16 protein-coding genes and 2 tRNA genes are annotated in these 23,075 nt (G+C 51.2%); 11 read left to right on the forward strand and 7 right to left on the reverse strand.

Translation table 11 applies throughout. The features are described 5' to 3' along the window. Positions 1 to 319 precede the first annotated feature (319 nt). Positions 320 to 760: a hypothetical protein gene (locus tag HY774_11520; protein MBI4749111.1), complete on the reverse strand. Its 441-nt coding sequence runs from the start codon at positions 758 to 760 to the stop codon at positions 320 to 322. A 429-nt stretch (positions 761 to 1,189) separates the two neighbouring features. Between HY774_11520 and HY774_11525 the strand changes: the two genes are divergently transcribed. Then, positions 1,190 to 3,838, forward strand: a complete 2,649-nt coding sequence (locus HY774_11525) for a PIG-L family deacetylase (protein ID MBI4749112.1) — start codon at positions 1,190 to 1,192, stop codon at positions 3,836 to 3,838. 315 nt (positions 3,839 to 4,153) lie between these two features. On the opposite strand, the gene HY774_11530 is transcribed toward HY774_11525, so the two are convergent. Continuing rightward, a complete protein-coding gene (locus tag HY774_11530; GenBank protein ID MBI4749113.1) occupies positions 4,154 to 4,429 on the reverse strand; it encodes a hypothetical protein in 276 nt (91 codons plus the stop codon). A gap of 203 nt (positions 4,430 to 4,632) precedes the next feature. On the opposite strand from HY774_11530, the gene HY774_11535 reads away from it, so the two are divergent. From HY774_11535 to HY774_11560, 6 genes are all read left to right on the forward strand, one after another. Continuing rightward, on the forward strand, positions 4,633 to 5,823 hold the full coding sequence (locus HY774_11535; protein MBI4749114.1) for an alpha/beta fold hydrolase: 1,191 nt from the start codon (positions 4,633 to 4,635) through the stop codon (positions 5,821 to 5,823). Positions 5,824 to 6,608: 785 nt separating this feature from the next. Beyond that, positions 6,609 to 7,973 (forward strand): patatin-like phospholipase family protein, encoded by a 1,365-nt coding sequence (locus HY774_11540; protein ID MBI4749115.1) that lies wholly within the window; start codon positions 6,609 to 6,611, stop codon positions 7,971 to 7,973. Further along, a complete protein-coding gene (locus tag HY774_11545; protein MBI4749116.1) occupies positions 7,966 to 9,339 on the forward strand; it encodes a DUF512 domain-containing protein in 1,374 nt (457 codons plus the stop codon). Before HY774_11540 ends, HY774_11545 begins: the two co-directional genes overlap by 8 nt. A 70-nt stretch (positions 9,340 to 9,409) precedes the next feature. Further along, positions 9,410 to 9,493: transfer RNA gene (locus tag HY774_11550), tRNA-Leu, on the forward strand. Between the two features lie 10 nt (positions 9,494 to 9,503). Beyond that, positions 9,504 to 9,577: transfer RNA gene (locus tag HY774_11555), tRNA-Arg, on the forward strand. Positions 9,578 to 9,941: 364 nt separating this feature from the next. Continuing rightward, on the forward strand, positions 9,942 to 10,442 hold the full coding sequence (locus HY774_11560) for a DUF5063 domain-containing protein (GenBank protein ID MBI4749117.1): 501 nt from the start codon (positions 9,942 to 9,944) through the stop codon (positions 10,440 to 10,442). 26 nt (positions 10,443 to 10,468) lie between these two features. On the opposite strand, the gene HY774_11565 is transcribed toward HY774_11560, so the two are convergent. Both HY774_11565 and HY774_11570 read right to left on the reverse strand, forming a co-directional pair. After that, a complete protein-coding gene (locus HY774_11565; protein ID MBI4749118.1) occupies positions 10,469 to 10,972 on the reverse strand; it encodes a GNAT family N-acetyltransferase in 504 nt (167 codons plus the stop codon). A 78-nt stretch (positions 10,973 to 11,050) separates the two neighbouring features. Beyond that, positions 11,051 to 11,626, reverse strand: coding sequence for a TetR/AcrR family transcriptional regulator (locus HY774_11570; GenBank protein MBI4749119.1), 576 nt, complete (start codon positions 11,624 to 11,626; stop codon positions 11,051 to 11,053). Positions 11,627 to 11,773: 147 nt separating this feature from the next. On the opposite strand from HY774_11570, the gene HY774_11575 reads away from it, so the two are divergent. The 4 genes from HY774_11575 (at position 11,774) to HY774_11590 (ending at position 19,065) form a co-directional block, all read left to right on the forward strand. Next, complete coding sequence (locus tag HY774_11575; GenBank protein MBI4749120.1) at positions 11,774 to 12,442, forward strand: hypothetical protein; 669 nt, start codon at positions 11,774 to 11,776, stop codon at positions 12,440 to 12,442. 130 nt (positions 12,443 to 12,572) lie between these two features. Beyond that, entirely contained in the window at positions 12,573 to 12,860 is a 288-nt protein-coding gene (locus HY774_11580) for a hypothetical protein (GenBank protein ID MBI4749121.1), read from the forward strand. Between the two features lie 159 nt (positions 12,861 to 13,019). Then, the gene (gene tssH / locus HY774_11585) at positions 13,020 to 15,692 is read left to right on the forward strand and encodes a type VI secretion system ATPase TssH (protein ID MBI4749122.1); all 2,673 of its coding nucleotides are present in this window, start codon (positions 13,020 to 13,022) and stop codon (positions 15,690 to 15,692) included. 319 nt (positions 15,693 to 16,011) lie between these two features. Further along, complete coding sequence (locus HY774_11590; GenBank protein ID MBI4749123.1) at positions 16,012 to 19,065, forward strand: IPT/TIG domain-containing protein; 3,054 nt, start codon at positions 16,012 to 16,014, stop codon at positions 19,063 to 19,065. Between the two features lie 246 nt (positions 19,066 to 19,311). On the opposite strand, the gene HY774_11595 is transcribed toward HY774_11590, so the two are convergent. The 3 genes from HY774_11595 to HY774_11605 all read right to left on the reverse strand — a co-directional run bounded on the left by HY774_11595 (position 19,312) and on the right by HY774_11605 (position 23,044). Next, the gene (locus HY774_11595; protein MBI4749124.1) at positions 19,312 to 20,142 is read right to left on the reverse strand and encodes a fatty acid desaturase; all 831 of its coding nucleotides are present in this window, start codon (positions 20,140 to 20,142) and stop codon (positions 19,312 to 19,314) included. Positions 20,143 to 20,624: 482 nt separating this feature from the next. After that, on the reverse strand, positions 20,625 to 21,902 hold the full coding sequence (locus tag HY774_11600; protein MBI4749125.1) for a M20/M25/M40 family metallo-hydrolase: 1,278 nt from the start codon (positions 21,900 to 21,902) through the stop codon (positions 20,625 to 20,627). Positions 21,903 to 22,483: 581 nt separating this feature from the next. Beyond that, positions 22,484 to 23,044 carry an LOG family protein gene (locus HY774_11605; GenBank protein MBI4749126.1) on the reverse strand — a complete coding sequence of 187 codons (561 nt, stop codon included), beginning with the start codon at positions 23,042 to 23,044 and terminating at the stop codon, positions 22,484 to 22,486. Positions 23,045 to 23,075 lie beyond the last annotated feature (31 nt).

Below are 23,075 nucleotides of genomic sequence, written 5' to 3' on the forward strand. Positions count from 1 at the left end.
GATACGTCCACCCTTCTTTTCTCAATTCCAGCGCTTGTTTCCGTCGCCATTCTTTCATTTCGGTTGTGCTGTTTCTTTTTTTCATACCCCTCATTCTAACCAGATTGTGGGGTTAAGCAAATTATGCAACGCTCTATAAAAACCCGGAATCCTGGACAGATGACAAGGTGACAAAATGACAAGGTGACCGAATGACAAGATGACAAAGTGACAGGATGACAAGGTGACAACGTGACAAGGGATTTTTTTCATCCCTCATCTCTCATCCCTCATCCTTTGGTTTCATCCTTCATCCTTCATCCTTTCCGAGCCTGAAACCCTAATTCAGCAATTCATCATCGGCGGCTGATTCCGGCAGTGGATGGGCCGCCTGTTGCACAATACCGACAATCATCCGGCGCTCAGCAAACAGGTTCGAATCAATCAGAGTTTGGACAATGAATTCCCCTGGCCGTTCAAAAGCCAGATTCATGAAAAAGGTGATGTTGTTGGCATACCCACCTTCCGGAACTTCAAACAGCGTTGGGGTTGAGTGTGCCACCACCTGCTGTTTTCCTGGGTAGAGGATGCGTACTTCGGACAAAAACTTGCCATTTCCGCGCCAGTGATTAACCACGGCGATGCGGGGAAGTTGAACCGGAAGCTGTTGAACATAAATGTCTTGAAACACACCCATAAAGCTGAGTTTATTGCCTAGTTCAAGCCGCACATCGTCACACAGGAGTTGATAGATTAATTCAAGATTTTGGGTTGATTTCACAGTCAAAGACTCCGTTGGGTTGATCGTCAGGTTGTGCCAATCAGGCGTTACGATGATTCTCAACGCAGGCCGGATATCGGCACTTTTAGAAAAGAGTGAAGAATTCAATACAGGCTGGGGAAAACGGCGTTTGGAAATGCCTGAAAACTATGCCACGGCTCGCCGTGCAAGTCCAGAAACGTAAAAATTAGGGGGGGGCATCAATTGGGGCGAAGAGTTCAATGTCAGGTCCCAAAAAACAGCCATTTCCAAGTCGAATTGCACAGTCCAGCAGATTTCACTAACGTTGCCTGACTCAGGTTCACACATTGCCTTGCACCAACGAAGGTCTAATTCACATACCTTACTTCAATGGCTATAAAATCTTTATTTGTCAGTAGTTACTTCTGGCAAAGCGATGCTTCAGACATCAAAAGGAAATTTGCCCGCATGAAAGATCAATCCAGCCTGACTCACGAAAGAATTGCCGCGCCGCGCCTTTGGCCCACAGTGGTTACCCGGTGGAGCTTGTTCGGAATACTTATTCTAACTTTGATCAGTGGTATGGTGGGGCAACTGCCCTCCGGCCAGGCATTTCAAACGCACCCGCCGCCAGCCACGACCAGCAAAACTCCATCAAGCAAGGATATTGCCTGTTACCAGGCGCTGCTCAACCTTGAATCACCCTCTTCGCTGCTCTGTGTGGCAGCGCATCCGGATGATGAAGACGGTGCCTCGCTGGTCTATTACCGGATGAAATATGGCGTCAACACCGCCTCCATCACGGCCACACGCGGTGAAGGCGGGCAAAATGCGGTCGGGACGGAATTGAACGAGGCGCTCGGGGTTATTCGGTCTTATGAAATGCAGGCAGCCGCGGCCCACCAGGAATCTCCGAATTACAATCTGGGGTTGGAAGATTTTGGGTTTTCCAAAACTTCGCGCGAGGCACTGGCCCGATGGGGACACGACGAAGCGCTCAGGCGGCTGGTGGGATTGATTCGAAAATTGCGGCCAGACGTGGTGATTACCAACCATGATACCAAAACCGGGCATGGCCACCATCAGGCAGTTGGGGTTTTGTTGCAGGAAGCATTTGATGCCGCCGCCGATCCAAATCAGTTTTCCGATCAGATTATCGGAGGAGTCTTGCCCTGGCAAATTCGCCGGCTGTATGAACGGGCAATTGGGGAAACCAAACCGGATGTTACTTTTGAAGTCAATCAGGTAGATCCCTATCGGCAGGTCAGTTATGTCCAGATTACCTATGATGCGCTCAAGATGCACGCAACCCAGGGGCCCTGGCCAAATGCCGATCTGAGTCGTCCCGTGACCCGCCGCTATCGCCTGATCAAAAGCAAGAATGCCGGAGACCTGCCAGCCGGCGGCGACAATCTGTTTGCTGGATTAGAAAGTCAATCAAAGCCGGATTTTTCCGATGTCTATGCCGGAGTGGTGAAAGCCAGCTTTCAAGGTGTGATGCCGTCTGAGCGGTGGCGACAGATCCAAAGCCTGACAAAATCGGAAGAACGTGAAGCCGCCCGGCGCAAATTGGGTGACGAGGTGCTGGGGGCCCTGCGGTCAGTTCGGACCCAGGCGCTGAATTCCAAAGACCAGTCACGGGTTTTTGAACAACTGGCCGACCGACTGGCCCATGCCTATGTCGTGCTCTCAGGGATTGAGATCCAGGTTCAGGCCACGCCGCAGTTGATTGTTCCTGGCGAAACCGCCTTTGTCCGGCTGACAATTGTCAATGGAAGTTCACAGCCAGTCAGTTTGCGTCAGGTGCAGATCAAGCTGGCCGATGGCTGGCAGTCGAGTGGTGATTATTCAGCCGCTGGCAATGATGTTCAGATTGAACCTGGGAATCAAACTGATGTGAGTTTTCGATTGACGGCTTTCCCTGCGCTTCCGCCAACTCAACCTGCCCCTGAGCACCTGTATGATGCTGATTTCTTGCAACCTCAGGCCCGGTTTACAGTGACCCTGGCGCGAAATGGCATCCGGTTCCAAGTTCCGGTACCGGCTCGACTCGAAGTTGCGCACCCAGTTGTGGTGCAAGGAGTTCCACGCGAAATCCCGGCTATTTTGAAAGAAGGCGATATCAGAGGTCCCGAGCCACAAATCTTCACCGCCACCATCACGCGCAATTCGGCTCGGGTTCAGGCGGGCGAGATCAAGTTTCATATTTTGGGTGGAGTAGTGGTTTCTCCAAATAAAATCAGCGTGCAATTTGGACCAAACCAGATTCAGGTTCAGGCCAAAGTGATTGTAACCTTTTTGCAGCCGCTGGATCCGAAACAAACCCGGATTGATATGGTCTGGACGGATCTTTCTGCTCCACCGCCGCTGCCGGTCCCCAAAAAAGCAGCCTATGACCCAGAGGAACCCAAACCCGCCACGGCTCCGCTTCAACTGGCAAGCATTCAAGTGATTCCGGTTTCAGTGGCCCTGCCGGCAAAGCTCCGGGTTGGGTATGTGCGCAGCTTTGAATTTACTCTGCCGCAAACCTTGAAATTACTGGGTGTGGAGCATCGTGAACTCCAGGAATCTGACTGGAAGCCAGGGGCGCTCAAAGAAAACTTTGACACGATTGTGCTCGACAATCGGGTGTATCTGGCGGCACCGGATCTGGCCAAACATCAATCACAACTCATGGAATTTGTCGAACAGGGTGGCCATCTGGTGGTTTTCTACCATAAAACCGGCGAGTTCAAACCCGAATGGGCGGCGCTGCCGCTCAAGGTTGGGGATCGTCGGGTGGCTGAAGAAACCGCCCCTGTGACATTCCTGCTGCCAGAGCACCCGTTGCTCAACTGGCCAAATAAACTGAGCCAGACTGATTTCGACAACTGGGTCCAGGAACGCGGTTTGTACTTTCCGTCTGAGTGGGATAGCGGCTATCAGGCCCTTTTGGCGTCACACGACACGGGTGAGGAGGAACTGCGTGGCGGGTATCTGGTTGCGCACCGAGGGAAGGGAAGTTACGTCTATACGAGCTATGCCTGGTATCGCCAGTTGCGAGTCTATCATCAGGGGACATTCCGGACTTTCTCAAATATGATTGCCTATCCGGTCCGACCAAACCAAAGCGAGTAGCGAACAAGAGCGAGTAGCGAGTAGCGAGTAGTCAATCCTGAGCGGGGAGTGAGTAGAATCAACTAAAAGATTCAGAGGTCATTCCTATTACTAAATTAAGGTTGAAAAGTAGTTCTGTTAACATGAAAAATATTTTGGCTTGACTATTCGCTACTCGCTTTGGTTCGCTACTTGCTGATTTGGCTTGACTATTCGCTACTCGCTTTGGTTCGCTACTTGCTGATTTGGCTTGACTACTCGCTACTCGCTACTCGCTCTTGTTCGCTACTCGCTCTTGTTCGCTACTCGCTCTTGTTCGCTACTCGCTTTGGTTCGCTACTCTTCAGGTTCTTCTTCAGGTGGGGGGAGGTTGCGGGAATCAATCATAAAGGTCGTGCGGAAGTGGTGAATTTCTTCCTCTCTTTGAGTTCGGGTCTTCATCATGGCCATAAATTCATCCAGGCTATAATCTTCGGCCACCAGGTAGGTCCGGACAGTCAACGAGATCCCCAGATTGAACTCAGGGTCGAGTTGGTAGCCAAAGGACGCTTTTGAGGCAGGTTCGTAGCTCAGTGACCCGCGTAACCTGATAACCCGATCATATTTAGCCATAAGTGATCCAATTGCGAATTATGAATTATGAAGATTGAAGTGCTTATTATTCAATGAAATAGATTCTCTGGTTTTTGTTTTCCTTGTCTGGGTTGGACAAAGAAATGACAGACACATTCAATGCTGGCTATTTCATTTCTTCATAATTCATAATTCATAATTCCTCCACATTCCCCTCAAAATCTAACACGAAGCCAGGAAAAATGTTTTTCGAATTTGCTGAAGTTCTCCTGTCGTTGCTCATCCGCGAAACCGCGCGTGGTATTTTGCGGGCATACAATGGCGTCAAATTATTCACCACCGGCGAGTTTGCGGTGGTGAACCGGGCGTCCCACCGGCTTTTGATTGAGCAGCGTTTGCTCAAGTTGCGTCGTTATTCATCGCGCCGCCGGAGTCGTTCCCGGATTCCAGTGCTTCTGATTCCACCGCTCATGGTCAGACCTGATGTGTTTGATCTGTTGCCGGAACGAAGCCTGGTACGGGCATTACTTGATCAAGGGTTTGATGTGTTTTTGGTGGATTTGGGCGAACCTCTGCGGCGAGATCGTCGGCTGTCAATGGATGATTATATCACGAAGCGAATCCACCGATCAGTTCGAAAAATCAAGCAAGTGACTGGACATCAAGAGCTTACATTGATTGGTTACTGTATGGGCGGCATTTTCGCTAACCTCTACGGGGCGCTGTATCCACACGAAGGCGTCCGCAATATCATCAATCTGGCGGCACCAACTGATTTTGAAGTCATGTCGGGATACCAGCATCTGGGAACGGTGATTGGCTCACCGTTATGGACGCTGGTCGAGCAACGGGGAATGGTCCCGGCTGCGGTCTGTCAGTCCGTGTTCCAACTCAGCCAGCCCTTGAAAACGCTGACCCAGCCGCTGAAATTGCTCTGGAATCTCTGGAACACCGAATATGTCCTGACACAGCGGGCCATCAGCCACTGGATGAACAACTTTCTCAATCTGCCTGAAGCCACGTTTAAGCAATTCTGGACGCAGATTTTCCGCGAAAACCGACTCTATCAGGGCACGTTTGTCATCAATGGGACGGAGGTGGATTTTCAGAATATTCAGGGATCCTACCTGGCGCTTGCTGGTGAAAGTGACCACCTGATTTCGTCTGAAAGTGTTTTTTCAATTCTGGATTTGATCGGAAGCCAGGATAAGACCTGTGATTTTGTCCCCGGTGGTCATCTTGGCGTCCTGGTCGGTGAAGACTCAGCCACCACCGCTCGCCTGATTGGAGACTGGCTGACACCACGGTCACGCACCAGGGCAACGTTGTCATTTCAGAGTGCGACCCGCCGCTCATATTCTAAAAAGCAGCCAGTCTCAGACGCTGTACCCGCAAACCATCCAATTGATGTGAGTAGAGTTGCGAATTATTAGGAAAAAAAGCAGATAAAGCTCTTTTCCTGGCGAAAATTCGGATGGTATACTGGCACTTTCCTTTGCTGTCTGAAATAATTCCACATCCACTATGTACAGTTAGAAAGGATAGTTTGAAGCCTCCTCCTTCATCTATCTCCTGCATCTGCTTCCTGCACGTAGAAGGACTTTCGTGAACGTGACGAACCAGGAGCACGCCGTTCCTTCGGTCGCCTGTCAAGTTGCCCCAAATCCGTTCCCCATCCGGGAAAATCAGCCGCCGCCTAAAAATCAACTCGTCAGCCGTACTGTCTCCAGGCAGTACCAACTCATCTAAGAGGTGTGGCCGAAAGTACTTGTCAACAGACTCGGTCTTCAAGGGCCGGGCTTGAGTCGCGTCGCCACGACGCCATCCTGCCGGATGGCCGGTGTGGGGAGATCGGTCCAAGCTCCGGTTGACCAGACCCCCGTGCAAATCACGGGAAACGATTGGGAAGAATTCATAGGTACCTGCGGATGCCGCCTCAGTCCGCTGCCCTACGGTGACCGGTTAAACAGGCATGGGAGTCAGTGCCAGTGCTGGTCACGGCAAACCTTCCCAAATCCGGTCGAGAGGAAGCCGAATCCGGTCGGCGGTCACAGTCAGACCGGTACGCACTACCCGACGCAAGTCGGTGCGTGATGTACTCTTTTCACATCACATCGAGGGCGGGAAGGATTCGTTCTTCCCGCTTTCGTATCAACTCAAAAAGGAGCGGCGTTTCCTCCCGGCCCAACCAGGACCGGGTCTCCACGCCGAAGATAGGATGAAGCATGAGTCGACAACGAACGTCCAGCGCATCAAAATTACCCCCGTTCCGTCCTCAACCAAAGCCAAAAAACGCTCCAAAACCGCTCTGGTCCTGGCCGGTGGCGGTGTGACAGGTGTGGTGTATGAAGTCGGTGTCTTACAGGCACTCACTCATTTCCTGACCGGCGAATTTACCCTCAATGATTTTGATATGGTCATGGGGTTGTCAGCCGGGTCGCTGGTTGGCTCGCTTCTGGTCAATGGCATCACCCCAGCCGAAATGATGGGTGCCATGGGCGAGCACCCCTCAACCACGCTCACAAAATTCTCAAAATGGGATGTCTTTCGACCAAATTTTGGTGAATTCTTTGAACGGGCCATGGGGTTGCCCTTTACGCTCACGCAGAATCTCTGGAGAAATATTTCAAACTACACGCTGGGGAAAAATCCATACTCGGAACTGCTGGATGAAATTTTGCCGTCAGCCATTTTTACCAACAGCAAAGTCGCTGATTTTGTCCGCACCAATTTGCAGAATTTGGGCCGCACTAATGATTTTCGGGAACTGGCGAAAAAGTTCTATGTGATTGCCACTGAACTGGATACCGGCGACCGTGTGATTTTTGGCGATGAAGGCTATGACCACATTCCGATTTCAAAAGCGGTTCAGGCATCAACCGCGATTCCATTGTTTTACCGCCCGGTTCGGATTGGACGTCGTGACTATGTGGATGGCGCCATGCGCAAAACACTCCACATTGACATTGCGATTGAGAAGGGCGCTGAATTGATCATTTGTATTAATCCGGTGGTGCCCTTGCGCAATGACACTGAAAAGAAATCCATTCCGATGTTTGGCCATAAAGGGCGCTACATTTCGGACAAGGGATTTCAGCATGTCTGGCGGCAGATGCTGCGCTTGATGTTGCATTCGCGGATTCCCGCCGGGTTGGAACGCTATCGCCGGTTTTATCCCAATGTGGATATTATTTTGATTGAACCACGCGAAGACGACTACAAGATGTTCTTCCACAACATTATGGACTATGACGCACGCGTATCGGTTGCCGAGCACGGATACAAGACCATGATCGCCCGATTGTCGGAACATTTTGAAGAATACGCCGCCATTTTCGCCCGTCACGGCATTGATATTCACCCACCCCGCAAGTCCGCCCACCACGCCACACCGCGCAGTTTTGACAACACGCCACCTGCCCTTCGGCGAGTTCGCATTGCACAAGCCAACCATCGTGAGTTAAATCGGTTGCATTCGGTGCTGCAAAAACTTGACTCCAGGCTCGATTCACTGGCTGAAGAGTCAGCCAAGCCTCCGATTCATCCTGAAGGAGAGTTCAAGAGTCGAGTCGCCAATGTATAGTCTGCAGTTTGAAACGATTTATCCGATTGCCGAATTAAAACGCCGCCGGGGTGTGACCGTGACGGCGGTGGACGAAGGCGGCATCGGCGCCGCGCTTGGGTTGGTGCCAGGAGACCGCATCCTGGCCATTAATGACCGTAAAGTCCGTGATTACCTGGATTTCCAGTTTTACACCGGCTCTGAGGAACACTTGAAACTGGCCGTTGCCAGGGTTGACGGCAAAAACGTTGATTTCGAAGTCGCGCTGGACGAAGGGGAAATCTGGGGCCTTGATTTCGAGCAGTTTGTCCCGCGCCAGTGCGGCAACGAATGCTTATTCTGTTTCTGTGAGCAAAACCCGGAAGATGCCCGCCCATCGCTCTTTTTCCGGGACGAAGACATTCGGCTATCATTTCTGCACGGCAACTACACGACAATGACCACGCTCACGAGTGACGAATTTGAGCGCATTGTCGAGCAACGGCTTTCTCCACAGTATGTTTCAGTTCACGCGACTGACCCTGAAGTTCGGCGTCATTTGCTGGGGCGCAACAAAGCCGATGATATTTTGGGGACGATGCGGCGCTTGCTTGAGCACGATATCGAACTCCACGCCCAGATTGTGCTTTGCCCGCGCATCAACGACGGAGAAGTGCTTCGCCAGTCAATTTATGAACTGGCGGAACTCTATCCCGGTCTGGTTTCAGTGGCGATTGTGCCGCTTGGATTGACGAAGCACCATCGCAAGCGTCACCTGCTGACTCCGGTGTGGGACGAATGGTTTGCCGAAATCATTGAGTTGGTCACCCCGTGGCAGAAAGATTTGAACAAGCGGCTCGGTACGAACTTTGCTTTTTTGGGCGACGAGTTTTATATCCGGGCCAAACAGCCGATTCCGTCAACGCGTCACTATGGGCCGTACCCACAGATTGAAGACGGCGTTGGCATGGTCCGGCGGTTTCTCAATAGCTTTCGAACCACGTTGAAGCAGCGCCTGAAACGACCTGGCCTTGCCGACGAGTTACGCCAGGTGACGACGCTGGCCACCGGGACACTGTTTTACCCAACGCTGGCTGCCGCCGCCGAGGAAATCAATCAGGCGTTTGGAACGCAACTGCACGTGGTCCCGGTCACAAATGAATATTTCGGCCCGGAAGTGAATGTGTCGGGATTGCTGACCGCCACTGATTTTCTGGCGGCACGCGATCAGTTCAAAGGCCAGAAGTTGTTCATCCCCGGCGAATCAGTGATGGGAGAGAACCAGATTTTCCTCGACGGTATGACGCTGGCGGATTTGCGAACCAAGCTTGGGATGGATATCCAGCTCGGAGGCATTACGGGGAAGGATTTTGTGCTGACAATGTTGGGAAATCGTTCGAAGGGGTAAAAACTGGCCAAAATTTTTGAACAAGGTAGTTGACAAACAGGCATTTCGTGACGATAATGCCCGTTCCTTTGCGGATGTGGCGGAATTGGCAGACGCGCATGGCTCAGGACCATGTGGGCTTCGGCCCTTGGAGGTTCAAGTCCTCTCATCCGCATTCCCCATTTGCACCCGTAGCTCAGTTGGATAGAGCGCTTGACTACGAATCAAGAGGTCGGAAGTTCGAGTCTTCCCGGGTGTACTTTTAGAATCAAGGATTTAGCCCGCTTGCCAAAGCGGGCTTTTTGCTTTTTGGGTTCAGGAAAAACCAGTCAGGGAGTTCAAGACGCCTGTGGCCGCTTGAATCTGATTGAGTGCGTCCCAGTATTCGGCGTCGCTTCGAATCATAACGAAACTCCACATCCGACAGGTCAGTTTCCCTGGTTCAATAATAGGGAATATCAGCTTGATGTATGAGTCAAGTTTTTCATTTCTTGAATCTATGCCAACTCGAATAGCGCTCTCGATAGGAAGTTTTTGAAAGTACGGCTCAGGAACTTTCGGAATTCGAACGTTGAATCAAGGACACTTCTCATTTTTCAATAGCACGAAAGATTTTAAACAAAATGTACAAGCTTGCGCCTCAAATCGAATCCTTCGCCGATGCGGCCAGCCGCTACTGCGCGTGGGTGGAAGCGGTTGAAACCTATTCCTTTGAAGAAGTCTCCCACCTGCGGCTTCTCCTGGCGGAGTTGCATCTGGGTGTGTTGCGATTGTGGCCGGTCAAACATGGTGCTGATATCCGGATTGAAGCGCTTTCTCACGAGGAATGGAAAGTGATTTACTCCAGACTGGCCCAGTTTGAACTCAATTACTACTGGGATGTGTTTAACCCGCTCGATTCTGAAAACACAACTTCCATCTGCAGTAGCCTGGCCGACGATCTGGCTGACATCTATCGGGATGTAAAGAAAGGACTTGCTTGCTATGACCAGGGACGTTTGACTGAAGCTGCCTGGGAATGGCGCTTTTTGTTTGAAATCCATTGGGGACAACATTTGACCGGGGCGCAACGGGCGCTTCACTGGTATTTTACCAGGGTGGATATTCTGGATTTGATGGGCTGAGGAACCCGTGAGTTGAAAGCCAGGTTTCACAATCTCAACCCGGCACGATATTCGCGGGCCAGGATGGACATAATCACCAGTGAACCAAAGTTCCCATCTCGCTTGACCACGGCTTCGCGCAGTGTTCCTTCTTCATAAAACCCAGTTGCCTGATAGGTGTGACGGGCACGAACGTTGTCATCAAAGACGTCCAGCCAGAGGCGATTGGCGTTCAGTTCAGAAAACGCCAGCTCAATTACTTTGTATAAAACCGGCTTCCCAAACCCAGTTCCGGGTTGGGAGACCACAATCCGGGCCAGTTCGATGCTTCGGGCGGGTGAGGTGAGCCCGGCCAGGATCACGTAGGCGCCGGGCTGTCCGGCTTCGTCAGTCGCCATCAGGTAGCGTTTATCGGGGTCTGTCAGGTTTTTCAGGTGTGTTTCAGCCGACCAGTGACCGATAAATGCTTCAAATTCAGAGCGTTGTTCCTGGGCTACGATCCAGGCAATATCTTCCGGAGTTGCAGGGCGGAGAATTGGTTGAAATGTCATATCTTTTAGGGTTGCTGGGTTGCTGGGTTCGGGGTTGCTAGGAAATCTAGTTTTTTCAGTTATTGAGATTCAATGGTGTTATGTTTTTTGTCCGATTGTCTGTTGAATCCCTGGTGCGACCAGTTCGTGGAATATTTCATCCATTCGCTCTGGAGAATAGGGCATGTTGCTTTCAAGCCACCATTTCAGCATGGAAAAAAGTGTGCTGGCGATGTGGTGTGCCAGAATCGCCGGCGGCACGGATATCGAGACAGATTGTGACACCAGCTTGTGTTCGATCTTTTTGCTCAGGTAGTCCGTCCCGGTTTTTAGGATCAACTCCATTTTTCGCGACATCGCCAGGGCTCGATACAGGTGATGAAAGTCCTGAAGGTGGCTAAAGAGCTGTCGAACGGGGACGATTTGAGCTTTGCCAGCCTGCTCCAACTGGATGTGCCGGTTGACTCCATCCAGAAGATTTTCGAAATCGCTCAGAAAGAGGTCTTCTTTGTCGCGGAAATGGGCGTAAAACGTCGCCCGTCCGACATTGGCGCGGTCAATTACATTCTGCACCGTGATTTCGTCATAGTGCTTTTCCAGAATCAGCTCAATCAGTGCGTCTCCCAACATATCGCGAGTGCGACGGGTTCGCCGGTCTTTTTTCTGTTTTTCCATCATCAAGCTCCTCACGTTTTCGAACAATCCGGGCCTGGTTGTTCAGTTTGGAACAAATCCGGCCAGGCTGTTTGGTGACCTGATTTCATCTGCTGGATAGACTTACGGTCAACCTTTTATTTTTTGATATCAGAAGGACGTTGACCCATGAAACAGCAGTCAATCTATGGAATTGCTCTGATTGTCGGTTCTCTGGCCGGTGTTGTAACCCTGATTTTCCATCCATCGGGACTGAGCCACACTGCGTCACCTGATCAAATGGGGCATCTGGCTCAAGTGGCGGTGGTCACCCATGCCCTGGCGCTGGTCAGTCTTCCAATCCTGGTCTTTGGGTTTCTTGGATTTACCCTCAAACAAGGGGGAGGTCGTCCGTTGATCCAGGCTGGTTTTGTGGCCTATGTCTTTGCTTCTTTTTGGGTTTCAATTTCAGCCGTTTCCAGCGGGCTGATTGCACCACAACTCATTCGGCAAATGGTTGGAGCGGATGAATCAGCCCAGAAAGTTCTGCAAACCATTTTATCGTACAATTTCCAACTCAATCAGGGATTTGCAAAGCTCTTTGTGATTGGTTCATCCGTGGCGGTGATCCTCTGGTCAATTTCTTTGTTGAAATCAGGGACCATTCGCTGGCTGGGGATTCTTGGGTGTGTGATTGGACTGGTCAACCTGTTTGTTTTTGGTCTGGGGCATCTCCGGCTCAATGTGCATGGGTTTGGTCTGTTTACTTTTATCCAGTCAACCTGGGTGATTTTGTTGGGGGCGATGATGTGTCGAGTTATTGATTTCTTTCCAGGCGAGTCAGGTCGGATGGAATGAAAGCCTTGTGTAATCAATGGATTGCAAGGATAAAGATTACAAAAAGACTTGTCTTGACAAATCCTGTAATCAACCCTTACCCTCAACACACAGCCACAAAACATATTTTGATATTTCCTTCTGGATGTTTATGACAAATGAAGAACTTTTAGCTGCTGTTTTGACGGCACTGGATGTAAAACTTAAACCCATACAAGAAGACATTGCTCAACTCAAGGGTGATGTGAATCAACTCAAGGGTGATGTGAATCAACTCAAGGGTGATGTGAATCAACTCAAGTCCAAAATCCAAACCACGTTTAACGCAGTTCTGGATGTTGGTCGGGATGTTCGAGAGTTGAAAGCTCAATATCGTTCAATGGAAGCCCGCATGGATTTACTCGAATCACGAGTTGAGAAACTTGAAGCACGCCCGTAGTGGCTTAATGAATATTATTCTTGAATTAAGCCCGTCAGAATGTTCTGACGGGCTTTTGCATTTCAGAAACAAGATTCCAAGCTCCAAACTCTGGCCTTCAATTTGCACCTGCTCAGGATCAAAGAAATTAAATTTAACTCTCTGGTAGGAACGAAGGCGATGAATGTCAATCTTAAATCACTCATTGGTAAATTAAATCCAACGTGCCGGGCGGTGCTCGAAGCATCAGCCGGTTTGTGTATGCAACGAACCCACTACGACGTGGAAATCGAGCACTTCCTGATGAAGCTTCTGGATGTGCCCAACACCGATTGCGTCGCGATCTTTCGGGCGTTTGAAGTCAATCAGGCCCAGCTCGGACGCGATATTTTGCGGACGCTGGACCGCTTCAAGACCGGCAATGGGCGGACTCCGGCGCTCTCTCCGCGCATTCCACAACTGATTCAGGAAGCCTGGCTGGTGGCTTCGGTCGAGTTTGGTGTGACTTCCATTCGTACTGGTCACCTGCTGCTGGCACTGCTCCGAAATGAGCAACTGGCCCGTATTGGCCGCGAAACATCGCGCGAATTGCTCCAAATCTCAGTTGAACAGTTGCAGCGCAAGTTCACTGAAGTCACCGCTGGCTCGCTTGAAGCCCAGGCTGCCACAACTGAATTGAATTCACCGGCAGATCAAACTCAATTAAATTCGCAAAACCAAAATTCAATTAAATCAGCCGCGTTGGATCAATTCACGATTGATTTGACGGCGAAAGCACGCAAAGGCGATATTGATCCAGTGTTGGGCCGCGATTTCGAAATCCGGCAGGTGATTGATATTTTGACCCGTCGGCGACAAAACAACCCCATTTTGACGGGTGAAGCCGGGGTTGGTAAAACCGCGGTTGTCGAAGGGTTGGCGCTCCGGGTGGCCAAAGGCGATGTGCCCGAAATTCTGAAAAAAGTGGCGATTCGGACACTCGACCTGGGGCTCTTACAAGCTGGCGCTGGAATTAAAGGCGAATTTGAAAGCCGACTCAAGTCGGTCATTGACGAAGTGAAAGCGTCGCCGCAGCCAATCATTCTGTTTATTGACGAAGCGCACACCATGATTGGGGCTGGCGGTCAGGCTGGTCAAAACGATGCCGCCAACCTGCTCAAGCCCGCACTGGCTCGTGGGGAACTGCGCACGATTGCCGCCACAACCTGGGCGGAGTACAAAAAATATTTCGAAAAAGATGCCGCGCTGGCGCGACGCTTCCAGGTGGTCAAGGTCGAAGAACCAACCGAAGCCAAAGCCATGGTGATGATGCGAGGCATTGTTGAATCACTCGAAACCCACCACAACGTTCGGATTCTGGACGAAGCGATTGAAGCCGCCGTGAAACTTTCGCACCGTTACATTACCGGGCGGCAACTTCCAGATAAATCGGTGAGCGTGCTTGATACCGCCTGTGCCCGTGTCGCCATTGGACAGATGGCGACACCGCCAGCGATTGAAGATGCCGAACGCCAGATTGAGCAGTTGACGACCGAAATCCGTGTTTTGGAACGCGAAACCGCGACGGGTGCTGCGCATGACCAACGCATCAGCGACCTGACTGCTCAACGTGCCCAGGTCGAAGAAACGCTTTCACGTTTGAAAGATCAATTGGACAAGGAATCAGCCCTCATCAATCGAATTCGCGATATTCGAACCCACCTGGAAGCGCTTCATCACGGAGAGCCCACCTCAGACCGCGAACTGGCAAAACAAAGTCCAGACTCACTCCGCACCGATTTGCAGTGGCTCCAGGAAGAACTGGAAGCCGTTCAGGGAGAAACACCGCTGATGCAGGTTTGTGTGACCGGTCAAACCATTGCCGAAGTCATTTCCGGCTGGACTGGTATCCCGGTTGGTCGCATGGTCACCGATGAAATCAATGCCGTGCTGGCGCTCAAAGATCGTCTGGAACAACGCGTCGTGGGCCAGAGCCATGCCCTGGAAAGTATTGCCCAGCGAATTCGGACTTCACGGGCCAGTCTGACTGACCCACGGCGTCCGGTTGGGGTTTTCCTGCTGGTTGGGCCAAGCGGCGTCGGAAAAACCGAGACCGCGCTGACACTGGCCGAAACGCTCTATGGCGGCGAACGCAACCTGATCACGATCAATATGAGCGAATATCAGGAAGCCCACACCGTTTCATCGCTCAAGGGCTCGCCTCCAGGCTATGTCGGATATGGTGAAGGTGGCGTGCTGACCGAAGCCGTTCGCCGCAAACCCTATTCGGTGGTGCTGCTTGATGAAGTCGAAAAAGCCCATCCGGATGTGATGGAACTCTTTTATCAGGTCTTTGATAAAGGAATACTGGAAGATGGCGAAGGCCGCGAAATTGACTTCAAGAACACCGTGATTTTGCTGACCTCGAATGTGGCGAGCGATTCGATGATGCTGCTGTGTACCGATCCAGAAGAGCCACGACCGGAACCAGAAGTGCTGGTTGAAGCCATTCGCCCGGCACTGATCAAAACCTTCAAACCGGCCCTGCTTGGTCGAATGGTGGTTGTCCCTTATTATCCAATCGCAGATGATGTGATGCGCCAGATTGTGACGCTCCAACTGGGTCGGATTGGTCGTCGGCTGGCCGAAAATCACAATGCGGCTTTCAGTTATGACGAAGCCGTGGTGGATGAAATCGTCAAACGCTGCACCGAAGTCGAAAGTGGTGCTCGCAATGTAGATAACATTTTGACTGGAACCATGCTGCCGGAAATGGCGGAAGAAGTTCTGGCCAGAATGGCTGCCGGAGAGACCCTGGCTCAGGTTCATGTCGGTATGACTGAAACGGGTCAATTTACCTATCAGGTGCGGTAAGGAAAAACGGGTTCCGGGTTCCGGGTTCCGGGTTCCGGGTTCCGGGTTCCGGGTTCCGGGTTCCGGGTTCCGGGTTTTCGAATCAACTACAACGGGCAGAGACCAGTCTGGTTTCTGCCCGTTTTGTTTTGTATCGAAATGCAAACCAATGAGTGGTACTCTGGTGTAAGGATTCTTACCTTATATTCAATCTCACTGATCCAAGCTTTCATTCTGTCACTCCTTTCAAGGGTTCAAAGGTTTTGAACCCCACCTGCTTACGCGGGTGGTACTGACTATTTTGCTACTTTGTTATTCAGCTATGTGCAGGGGGATCAATATGATACGACGATTTTATTCATCTACTGTGGTTTTTGTGTTCAGTCTGTTACTGGTCGGGGTAGGATTTTTTTGGACAACTGGAATACCATTTCACAAGGTTGTTCTGGCGAAAAAACAATCTGCTCAGCCGGCATCCCCAACCATCACCTCCATCACACCCAATCAAACACCAAAGGGAACTGTTCCAGCCAAAATACGCATTGCGGGGACTGGTTTGGTGGCTGGTTCAAAAGTGCTTTTCAACCAGCGTGAAGTCATCGGCAAGGTAAAACCCACCACCAAAAAATTGATTATCAAAGACCTTCCGGCTGATTTGCTGGTCGAAGACCGGACCTATGACGTCGCGGTGGTCACACCAGAAGGGCTTCGGTCAAACACGGTCAGTTTTAAAGTTGGTACGGGAGTTGGTAGAACTCCGTCTGATATTGAAATTACCGAACCGAATTCGCTCCTCATCAACACGAATGCGCCGACCCAACTTCGGGTCAGGGTCCTGGATGGCACTGGCGTCGAAATTCCAAACCCATCACTCACTTTTGAAACAGAAGACCAGACGCTGGCCAGCATTACCGCTGAAGGAAAGTTGACGGCTCTGGGCCCTGGCGTGGTGGCGATTCGCATTCGCTCTGGGGAATTGAGCAAAACCTTTTCATTCCAAATCAGTTCGGTGGCGACTGTATCGTCAGGGATTTTTGCCGAGAGCGATATGGTTTTGCAGGGAACAACCATTTTTGCCTCTGATTTTGCCAATCACGTCATTCGGCGTAGTCAGGCGTTCCAACCGATGAGCGATTTTGCCGGGCGGTCAGGACTCTCAGGTGATACTGATGGAACAGGTGAATCCGCCCGCTTCAATGCGCCGCTTGGAATTGGGCTTCGCAATGGAACTGTCTATCTGGTGGATACGGCCAATCGTGCCATTCGCCAGATTGAAGTTGCTTCTGGGTCCGTGAAAACCATTCTGACCGAAGATGATCTGGTTGCTGCCGGGCTGGCGACCAGTTGGGAACCACGTGATATTGAAATTGATGGAAACGAGGACCTCTTTATCACTGATGCCGCCAATCACGTCATCTGGCAGGCAACACCCAAAGGCAACGGCTATCGGCTTGGGTTGCTGGCTGGGACTTTAGGGCAGGCCGGAACTCTGGATGGAACCGGTGTTTCAGCTCAATTTGACACGCCGCAACGACTTACGCTGGTTGGGAGGCTTCTTTCCGTCACGCAGGCCACCGACCAAATTCGTCAGGTGGCTTTACCCGGCGGGGCCGTAAAAACGATTCAATCACAGATTGGAGTGCGGCGGTCTGACACCGCTTTGCCGTTGACGGATCCGCGCGGCATTACTGCTGATGCGGATGGAACCCTGTATGTGGCGGTTCCAGGCAACGTCAAAGTCGTAACAATTGTGGATGAACAGGTTACGGTTCGGGATTTGCTGCCGCCTGGGACCGTGGCCCAACCGGTTGCGGTTGCTCTGGATGAAACCGGGTTTTATATCCTGGATCGGGCCAATGGGCAGCTCGTTCGGGCAATTTTTGGAAAACCAGCCATCACGACACTCGCCCCACCTCAGGTCACTGCGGGCAATGGAAGCACCGAAATTACCATCCAGGGGAAAAATTTCTCGCCAGGGACACAGGTTTTTGTTGGAAGTGATCCGGTTTCAATCGTCAAGGTGGTCAGCCCAACCCAGCTTCAATTTACCCTGCCGCCACAACTCTTTGGCGAATCGGTGACGATTCGGGTTCGAACTTCAGGTGGGGTGACGGCAACAACCCTGAATATCACCGGTCCCAACCGGCCAGATGCCGTTTCGCTTGAAGGTTATCCCGAAAGCCGCTCGCTCAAACCTGGGGAACAGACGACCTTTACCATCAATATTCAGCGGGTGAATTTCACCGGCAGCGTCGGGCTTTCGGTGAGTGGCTTGCCCACCGGCGTGACCGCCCAGTTTTTGCCAAATCCAGCTATTTCAGAAACCGCAAAACTGGTGGTAACCGCTTCACAGACCGTTCCGGCTGGAACTTTTTCATTGCAGGTTCGCGGAACTGCCTCTGGTGTATCGGTTCAATCAGCCGTGCTTTCACTTGGGGTCAATGTGGATGCCAGGGTGATTCTGGGGGCGACTCCGACATTCCAAACCGTAACCCAGGGGAAAGGCACCTTTTTCAATATTTCGCTCAGCCGGACAAACTACACCGGCACGGTCAATTTCTCAGTGACCGGGGCACCAGCAGGTTCAAATCCATTTTTCACGCTCAATCAAATTACTGGTAATTCCACATCGCTTCGGCTTGAGCTTCGCCCAGATGTCGTACCCGGAACCTATCAACTTAAAATCGAAGGAACTGGTGCTGGTGAAATCAATGTGGTGCCAGTGGTCGTGACCATGCGGGTGCTGCCGATCCAGCCAAGTGTCAGGCTTATTGTGGAGCCGCCGCAATGGTCAGTGCTGGCCGGGCAGGGAACGACCTATCTCGTGATTTTGAATCGAACCGAGTACCTGTTGCCGATTCGGTTGAAGCTTGAACAAATCGGAGGCAGCCAGGATGCTGGGGTTGAAGCCGTCCTGGGTGGAAATGACACCACCGCGTTTCGATTACCAGCCTTTGTGACTTCATCTCCTGAAACTCCACCTGGTGCCTATCGGTTTCGAATCACGGGAACGGCTGAAGGGGCAATCATTTATGACTCGAATGATTTTGTATTTAATGTTGTCCCGCCCCCACCGATTGTTCAGTTGAGCGTGGATCCATTAAGCCAAACGGTTGTCCAGGGCCAAAGCACCAGCTATGACGTGACGATTACCAAAGTCAATTATACCGGTGACGTCGCGTTGATCATTTCGGGTGAGATTCCCCCAGGTACCCAAATTGCCCCCACCCCAACCGGTTTTCAAGACCGCGGCCTGTTGCAGGTCAGAACCAGTGCTGATACCCCGGTGGGAGAATATCAACTATTCCTCAATGGACTGGCCGATGGTGTTGGTATCCAGTCCATTCCTTTCCGCTTGATTGTCGAAGCCCCTTCTGGCGTGCCACGACCTTAATACAAGGGCTGAAGACTCGCAGGCTCGGGGCAACTGAAGGGATGAGGGATGAAGGATGAGGGATGAAATCAAGGGATGAGGGATGAAGGATGAGGGATGAAAGAAAACCAATTCTTCAACCCGATGTTTTCAGCCCGCTTTCTTCAGCCCGACTTCTTCAGCCTTGAGCCCTAAACCGAAAATCCAGTCGAATTCAGGTTAAACCAAATTCGGCTGGATTTTTTTGATAAACAGATTGTGACCTGCTCAGGCTTTATTGGATTGCACAACTTTTCGAATCAATCCAATTTTTTCCATGCCCCAAATCAAATAGGCGGAAGGGTCAATCTCCCACCAGTGGAAGTTATGAATGGCCGCTTTCGGGTGAAAATGGTGGTTGTTGTGCCAGCCTTCACCGAGGGCCCATAACCCAACCCACCAGACATTTCCGCTATTTTCACGGGTGTCGTGTGGCCGACTCCCCCAGCGATGGCAAACGCTGTTGACGCACCAGGTCGCGTGCCAGACCCAAATGGTGCGCAGCACACCGCCCCAAATCACACCAGCCCAGCCATCAACGGCAAAACAGATGATCATGGTGAGCACCCACGGGAGAAGTGGGCTAAAACCACCGGTGCCACGGTCAAGCCAGTTAATAAACCGGTCAGAGGCCAGATCCCGAGCCAGTATCCGATGGCGGGACAGTGAGGAACGCACCAGCATCCAGCCCATATGGCCATGGAAGAAGCTATCCTTGGGTGAATGTGGATCTTCATCACGGTCACTTGCGGCATGGTGCTTTCGGTGTAATCCGACCCACCAGACTGGACCCCCTTGCAAAGCTGCCGTGCCAAGAAACGCCCACAGACGAAGCAGAAACTTGGAGCATTCAAACCCACGATGGGCCAGCAGGCGATGAAACCCAATGGTAATCCCAAACCCGGTCAATAAATAAAAAGCCACGAAAAGTGCCAGTGAAGTCCAGGTTGGACGCACAAAAAATGCCGCGAATGCAGCCAGATGAACCAAAGAAAAAACCGTAATATTGACCCAATTTAAGCGGGGACGGACGGAAACAGTAGCAGCAACTGAACTCATAAACTCGCCGATCTGCTCAACGACCCTCCAAAAAAGAGCGGTCACAAGCACAAAAAGATAATATTCAGAGAAAAGCGTCCACGGACGTCTCTGGGGAAACTCAAGATTCTATGACTGAGGTAACTGTTGCGAAGCGATTCAAGAGGGGCAACCTGACAACTGAGGAAAGGATCACCAAAATGATTGAATCTTTTCTCAAAAGAGCCTGCCAACAATACTGGATAGCGCTGCTTTTGCCAAGAGAGAATCGAGGTGATTGGCGGCTGGAATTGAAGAAAGTGGGACTGAAAAAACCAGGGCTGAAAACATCGGGCTGAAGACATCGGGCTGAAGAAGGCGGGCTGAAGAATTGGTTTTATTTCATCCCTCATCCTTCATCCCTCATCCCTTGATTTCATCCCTCATCCTTCATCCCTCATCCCTTGATTTCATCCCTCATCCTTCATCCCTCATCCCTTCTTTTGCTCCGAGCTTGCGAGTCTTCAGCCCGAGGTTTTATCGGCTAACCCAACCAGTCCAAGCAACAACAGGATACCGCGTTGAAGGCTGAGTTCGCGTTCGGTAGGTTCATACCACTCATCGAGTGTATGACATCCGTTGCAGCGTCCTCCTGCTCCAATTGTAATTGCGGGGATTGAAAGCGAGATCGGCAAATTTGAATCCGTCGAAGAACAATCCAGCAACGGACGACAGCCGCAAATCATGGTCGCCGCCTGAGCCAGCCGGACCAGTCGGGCGGTGGTTGGTGTTTCTCCTGAAGGCCGATTCCCCATTGGGGTCACGGTCAACTTGAGCCGGGTTCGGCTAAGGGCTGCCGACCGCTCTTCTTCTTCCCAGGCTTGTTTGACTGCCTCACGCAGATGCTGTTCCAGATGATCCAGCTCACCTTCGGAAACTGACCGTAGATCAACTTCGCACCGGGCTGACCGAGGGATGGTGTTCACCGAGGTGCCGCCTTCGACCACACTGACGCTGTAGGTTGTTCGCGGAATCGTGGGTGGATGATAACTCGTCATGTAATGAATGAATTTTCCAAGGGCATGGACCGGGTTCACAATCCCGTAATCGCCCCACGAATGACCACCGGGACCTTCAAATTTGACTTCATAGCGCCGTGAGCCAAGTGCCTGATGGGTAATGCGCTCGATTCCCGGCCCGTCATAGGCAATAAATTCAGTGATTTGTTTGCCATAGGGGTTTTCCTGAAACAGGTATCTGACACCCCGTAAATTTCCTGGACCTTCTTCACCAACCGTACCGACAAACAAAATTGACTGTTTAGTTTTCAAAGGGGCCTGGGTGAAACATCGGGCCAGGGTCAGTACGCCAGTCAGGCCGCTGGCATTGTCACCAATACCAGGTGCGTACAGTCGGCCATCCCGCTCATGGACCGTCACATCCGTTCCTTCCGGGAACACACTGTCCACATGGGCGGCCAGTGCCAGAAATGGTCCGGTTCCATCGGGATCATTTACCCCCGGAAAAACGCCCAGTACGTTTCCTTCTTCATCAATATGGGCATGAACGAGCCCAAATTCACGAAACCGGTTCAGCACATAGGTTGCCCGTTGATGCTCTTTAAATGGCGGGGCCGGAATTTCATTCACCGTAATGAGTTCGCGTGTTGCCTGATCGGCTGTTTCATCAAGGTACTGAAAAGCCCGTTTGACGGCAGGCTCCTGCATTAAGTCACGCAAGTGGTTGGTCACTTCAGTTGATTGAAAGGCAAATGACGGCATGCGGAAGAGTGAAAATGACATAGCAGCAAAATGAAGAGAATGAAGAATTGAGAATGAAGAATTGAGAATGAAGAATGATCTGAATTTCGCCCAAAATAGCACCCTGTTGCTCCAAGATTAGTGCCGACCAGTCCGGGACCTTGCTCGCAACGGGAAATTTCGTCGAGCCGTACCTGGCATCAAACTTCACCACATGCTCTCGATGACTCCCACAAAACTGACTTCCATCTGGGCTTTTATGTCCTTTATGTCCTTTATGTCCTTTATGTCCTTTGGTTCTGGCTCAATCAACTGCATTTGAGAGCCAAACTGAGCAAGTGGTCAGTAAGTACCTTACCGAAAATTTCCAGACATTTTGAACCACGAAACACACGAAATACACGAAAAGAATCAAATACTTACCAAATTCAATATCTCAGGAAATTTATGACAAGGTACTTATTTTGGGCGAAATCTGGGGAATGAAGAATTGACCCAAGATTCTACAATAAATGTGCTCTAAACTATTTTTGTTTTAAAATCAATGGTTTAGAAGTCTTCAGCAAGCAAAAACGAGCAATTTCCTCATTCTTCATTCTTCATTCTTCATTCTGCCTTTTGCTTCATTCTTCCTTAAAGCTCCATTGGTCAAGGATATCCATGGCCTGTTCAACTGTGGCGACGCATTGCACAAGGTTGACGTCAGCTTCTGAAACAACCAGGTTTTGTTTGAAGGCTTCAACAATTGGGGGCCAGCAGTCACCAATCAGGATCAGAGGGCGTGGAGGAATAACCCCAGTATACAGTTTGTTCCAGACCAGAGAAATTTCAGTTACCGTTCCCATCCCGCCACGGAGCGCCATATAGGCGACTGATGACTGAATCAATTTTTGCAGCCGGGCATAAAAATCATCAGTTGGCCAGGTTTCTTTGAGAAAAGGGTTGGGCTTGCCTTTCAACTGGCTCAGCGTAACACCGACCACATGCCCGTCCACTTCGTGAGCGCCCCGGCTGATGGCTTCCATCACCCCGGCATATCCGCCAGTGCAGACTGTATACCCAGCTTCAGCCAGACTCCGGCCTAGCTGGAGCGCCTGGTTATATTCGAGTGTTTCCGGCGAACAGCGAGCCCCGCCAAAAACAGTGATCATCGGAGCGGTTTGGTGGCGATGTGGATGGCTCATGATGTCGGCTTACCTATTGAAATCAGGGGAA

The organism is Acidobacteriota bacterium, from assembly GCA_016208495.1.
GTDB lineage: Bacteria > Acidobacteriota > Blastocatellia > Chloracidobacteriales > Chloracidobacteriaceae > JACQXX01.

What these genes read in the sequence shown, in the direction of transcription:
- HY774_11595 (MBI4749124.1), bottom strand. Translation starts at nt 20,142, where the DNA reads ATGAGTTCAGTTGCTGCTACTGTTTCCGTCCGTCCCCGCTTAAATTGG.
- HY774_11535 (MBI4749114.1), top strand. Translation starts at nt 4,633, where the DNA reads ATGTTTTTCGAATTTGCTGAAGTTCTCCTGTCGTTGCTCATCCGCGAA.
- HY774_11525 (MBI4749112.1), top strand. Translation starts at nt 1,190, where the DNA reads ATGAAAGATCAATCCAGCCTGACTCACGAAAGAATTGCCGCGCCGCGC.
- HY774_11560 (MBI4749117.1), top strand. Translation starts at nt 9,942, where the DNA reads ATGTACAAGCTTGCGCCTCAAATCGAATCCTTCGCCGATGCGGCCAGC.
- HY774_11545 (MBI4749116.1), top strand. Translation starts at nt 7,966, where the DNA reads ATGTATAGTCTGCAGTTTGAAACGATTTATCCGATTGCCGAATTAAAA.
- HY774_11570 (MBI4749119.1), bottom strand. Translation starts at nt 11,626, where the DNA reads ATGGAAAAACAGAAAAAAGACCGGCGAACCCGTCGCACTCGCGATATG.
- HY774_11600 (MBI4749125.1), bottom strand. Translation starts at nt 21,902, where the DNA reads ATGTCATTTTCACTCTTCCGCATGCCGTCATTTGCCTTTCAATCAACT.
- HY774_11590 (MBI4749123.1), top strand. Translation starts at nt 16,012, where the DNA reads ATGATACGACGATTTTATTCATCTACTGTGGTTTTTGTGTTCAGTCTG.
- HY774_11565 (MBI4749118.1), bottom strand. Translation starts at nt 10,972, where the DNA reads ATGACATTTCAACCAATTCTCCGCCCTGCAACTCCGGAAGATATTGCC.
- HY774_11605 (MBI4749126.1), bottom strand. Translation starts at nt 23,044, where the DNA reads ATGAGCCATCCACATCGCCACCAAACCGCTCCGATGATCACTGTTTTT.
- HY774_11580 (MBI4749121.1), top strand. Translation starts at nt 12,573, where the DNA reads ATGACAAATGAAGAACTTTTAGCTGCTGTTTTGACGGCACTGGATGTA.
- tssH (MBI4749122.1), top strand. Translation starts at nt 13,020, where the DNA reads ATGAATGTCAATCTTAAATCACTCATTGGTAAATTAAATCCAACGTGC.
- HY774_11540 (MBI4749115.1), top strand. Translation starts at nt 6,609, where the DNA reads ATGAAGCATGAGTCGACAACGAACGTCCAGCGCATCAAAATTACCCCC.
- HY774_11530 (MBI4749113.1), bottom strand. Translation starts at nt 4,429, where the DNA reads ATGGCTAAATATGATCGGGTTATCAGGTTACGCGGGTCACTGAGCTAC.
- HY774_11575 (MBI4749120.1), top strand. Translation starts at nt 11,774, where the DNA reads ATGAAACAGCAGTCAATCTATGGAATTGCTCTGATTGTCGGTTCTCTG.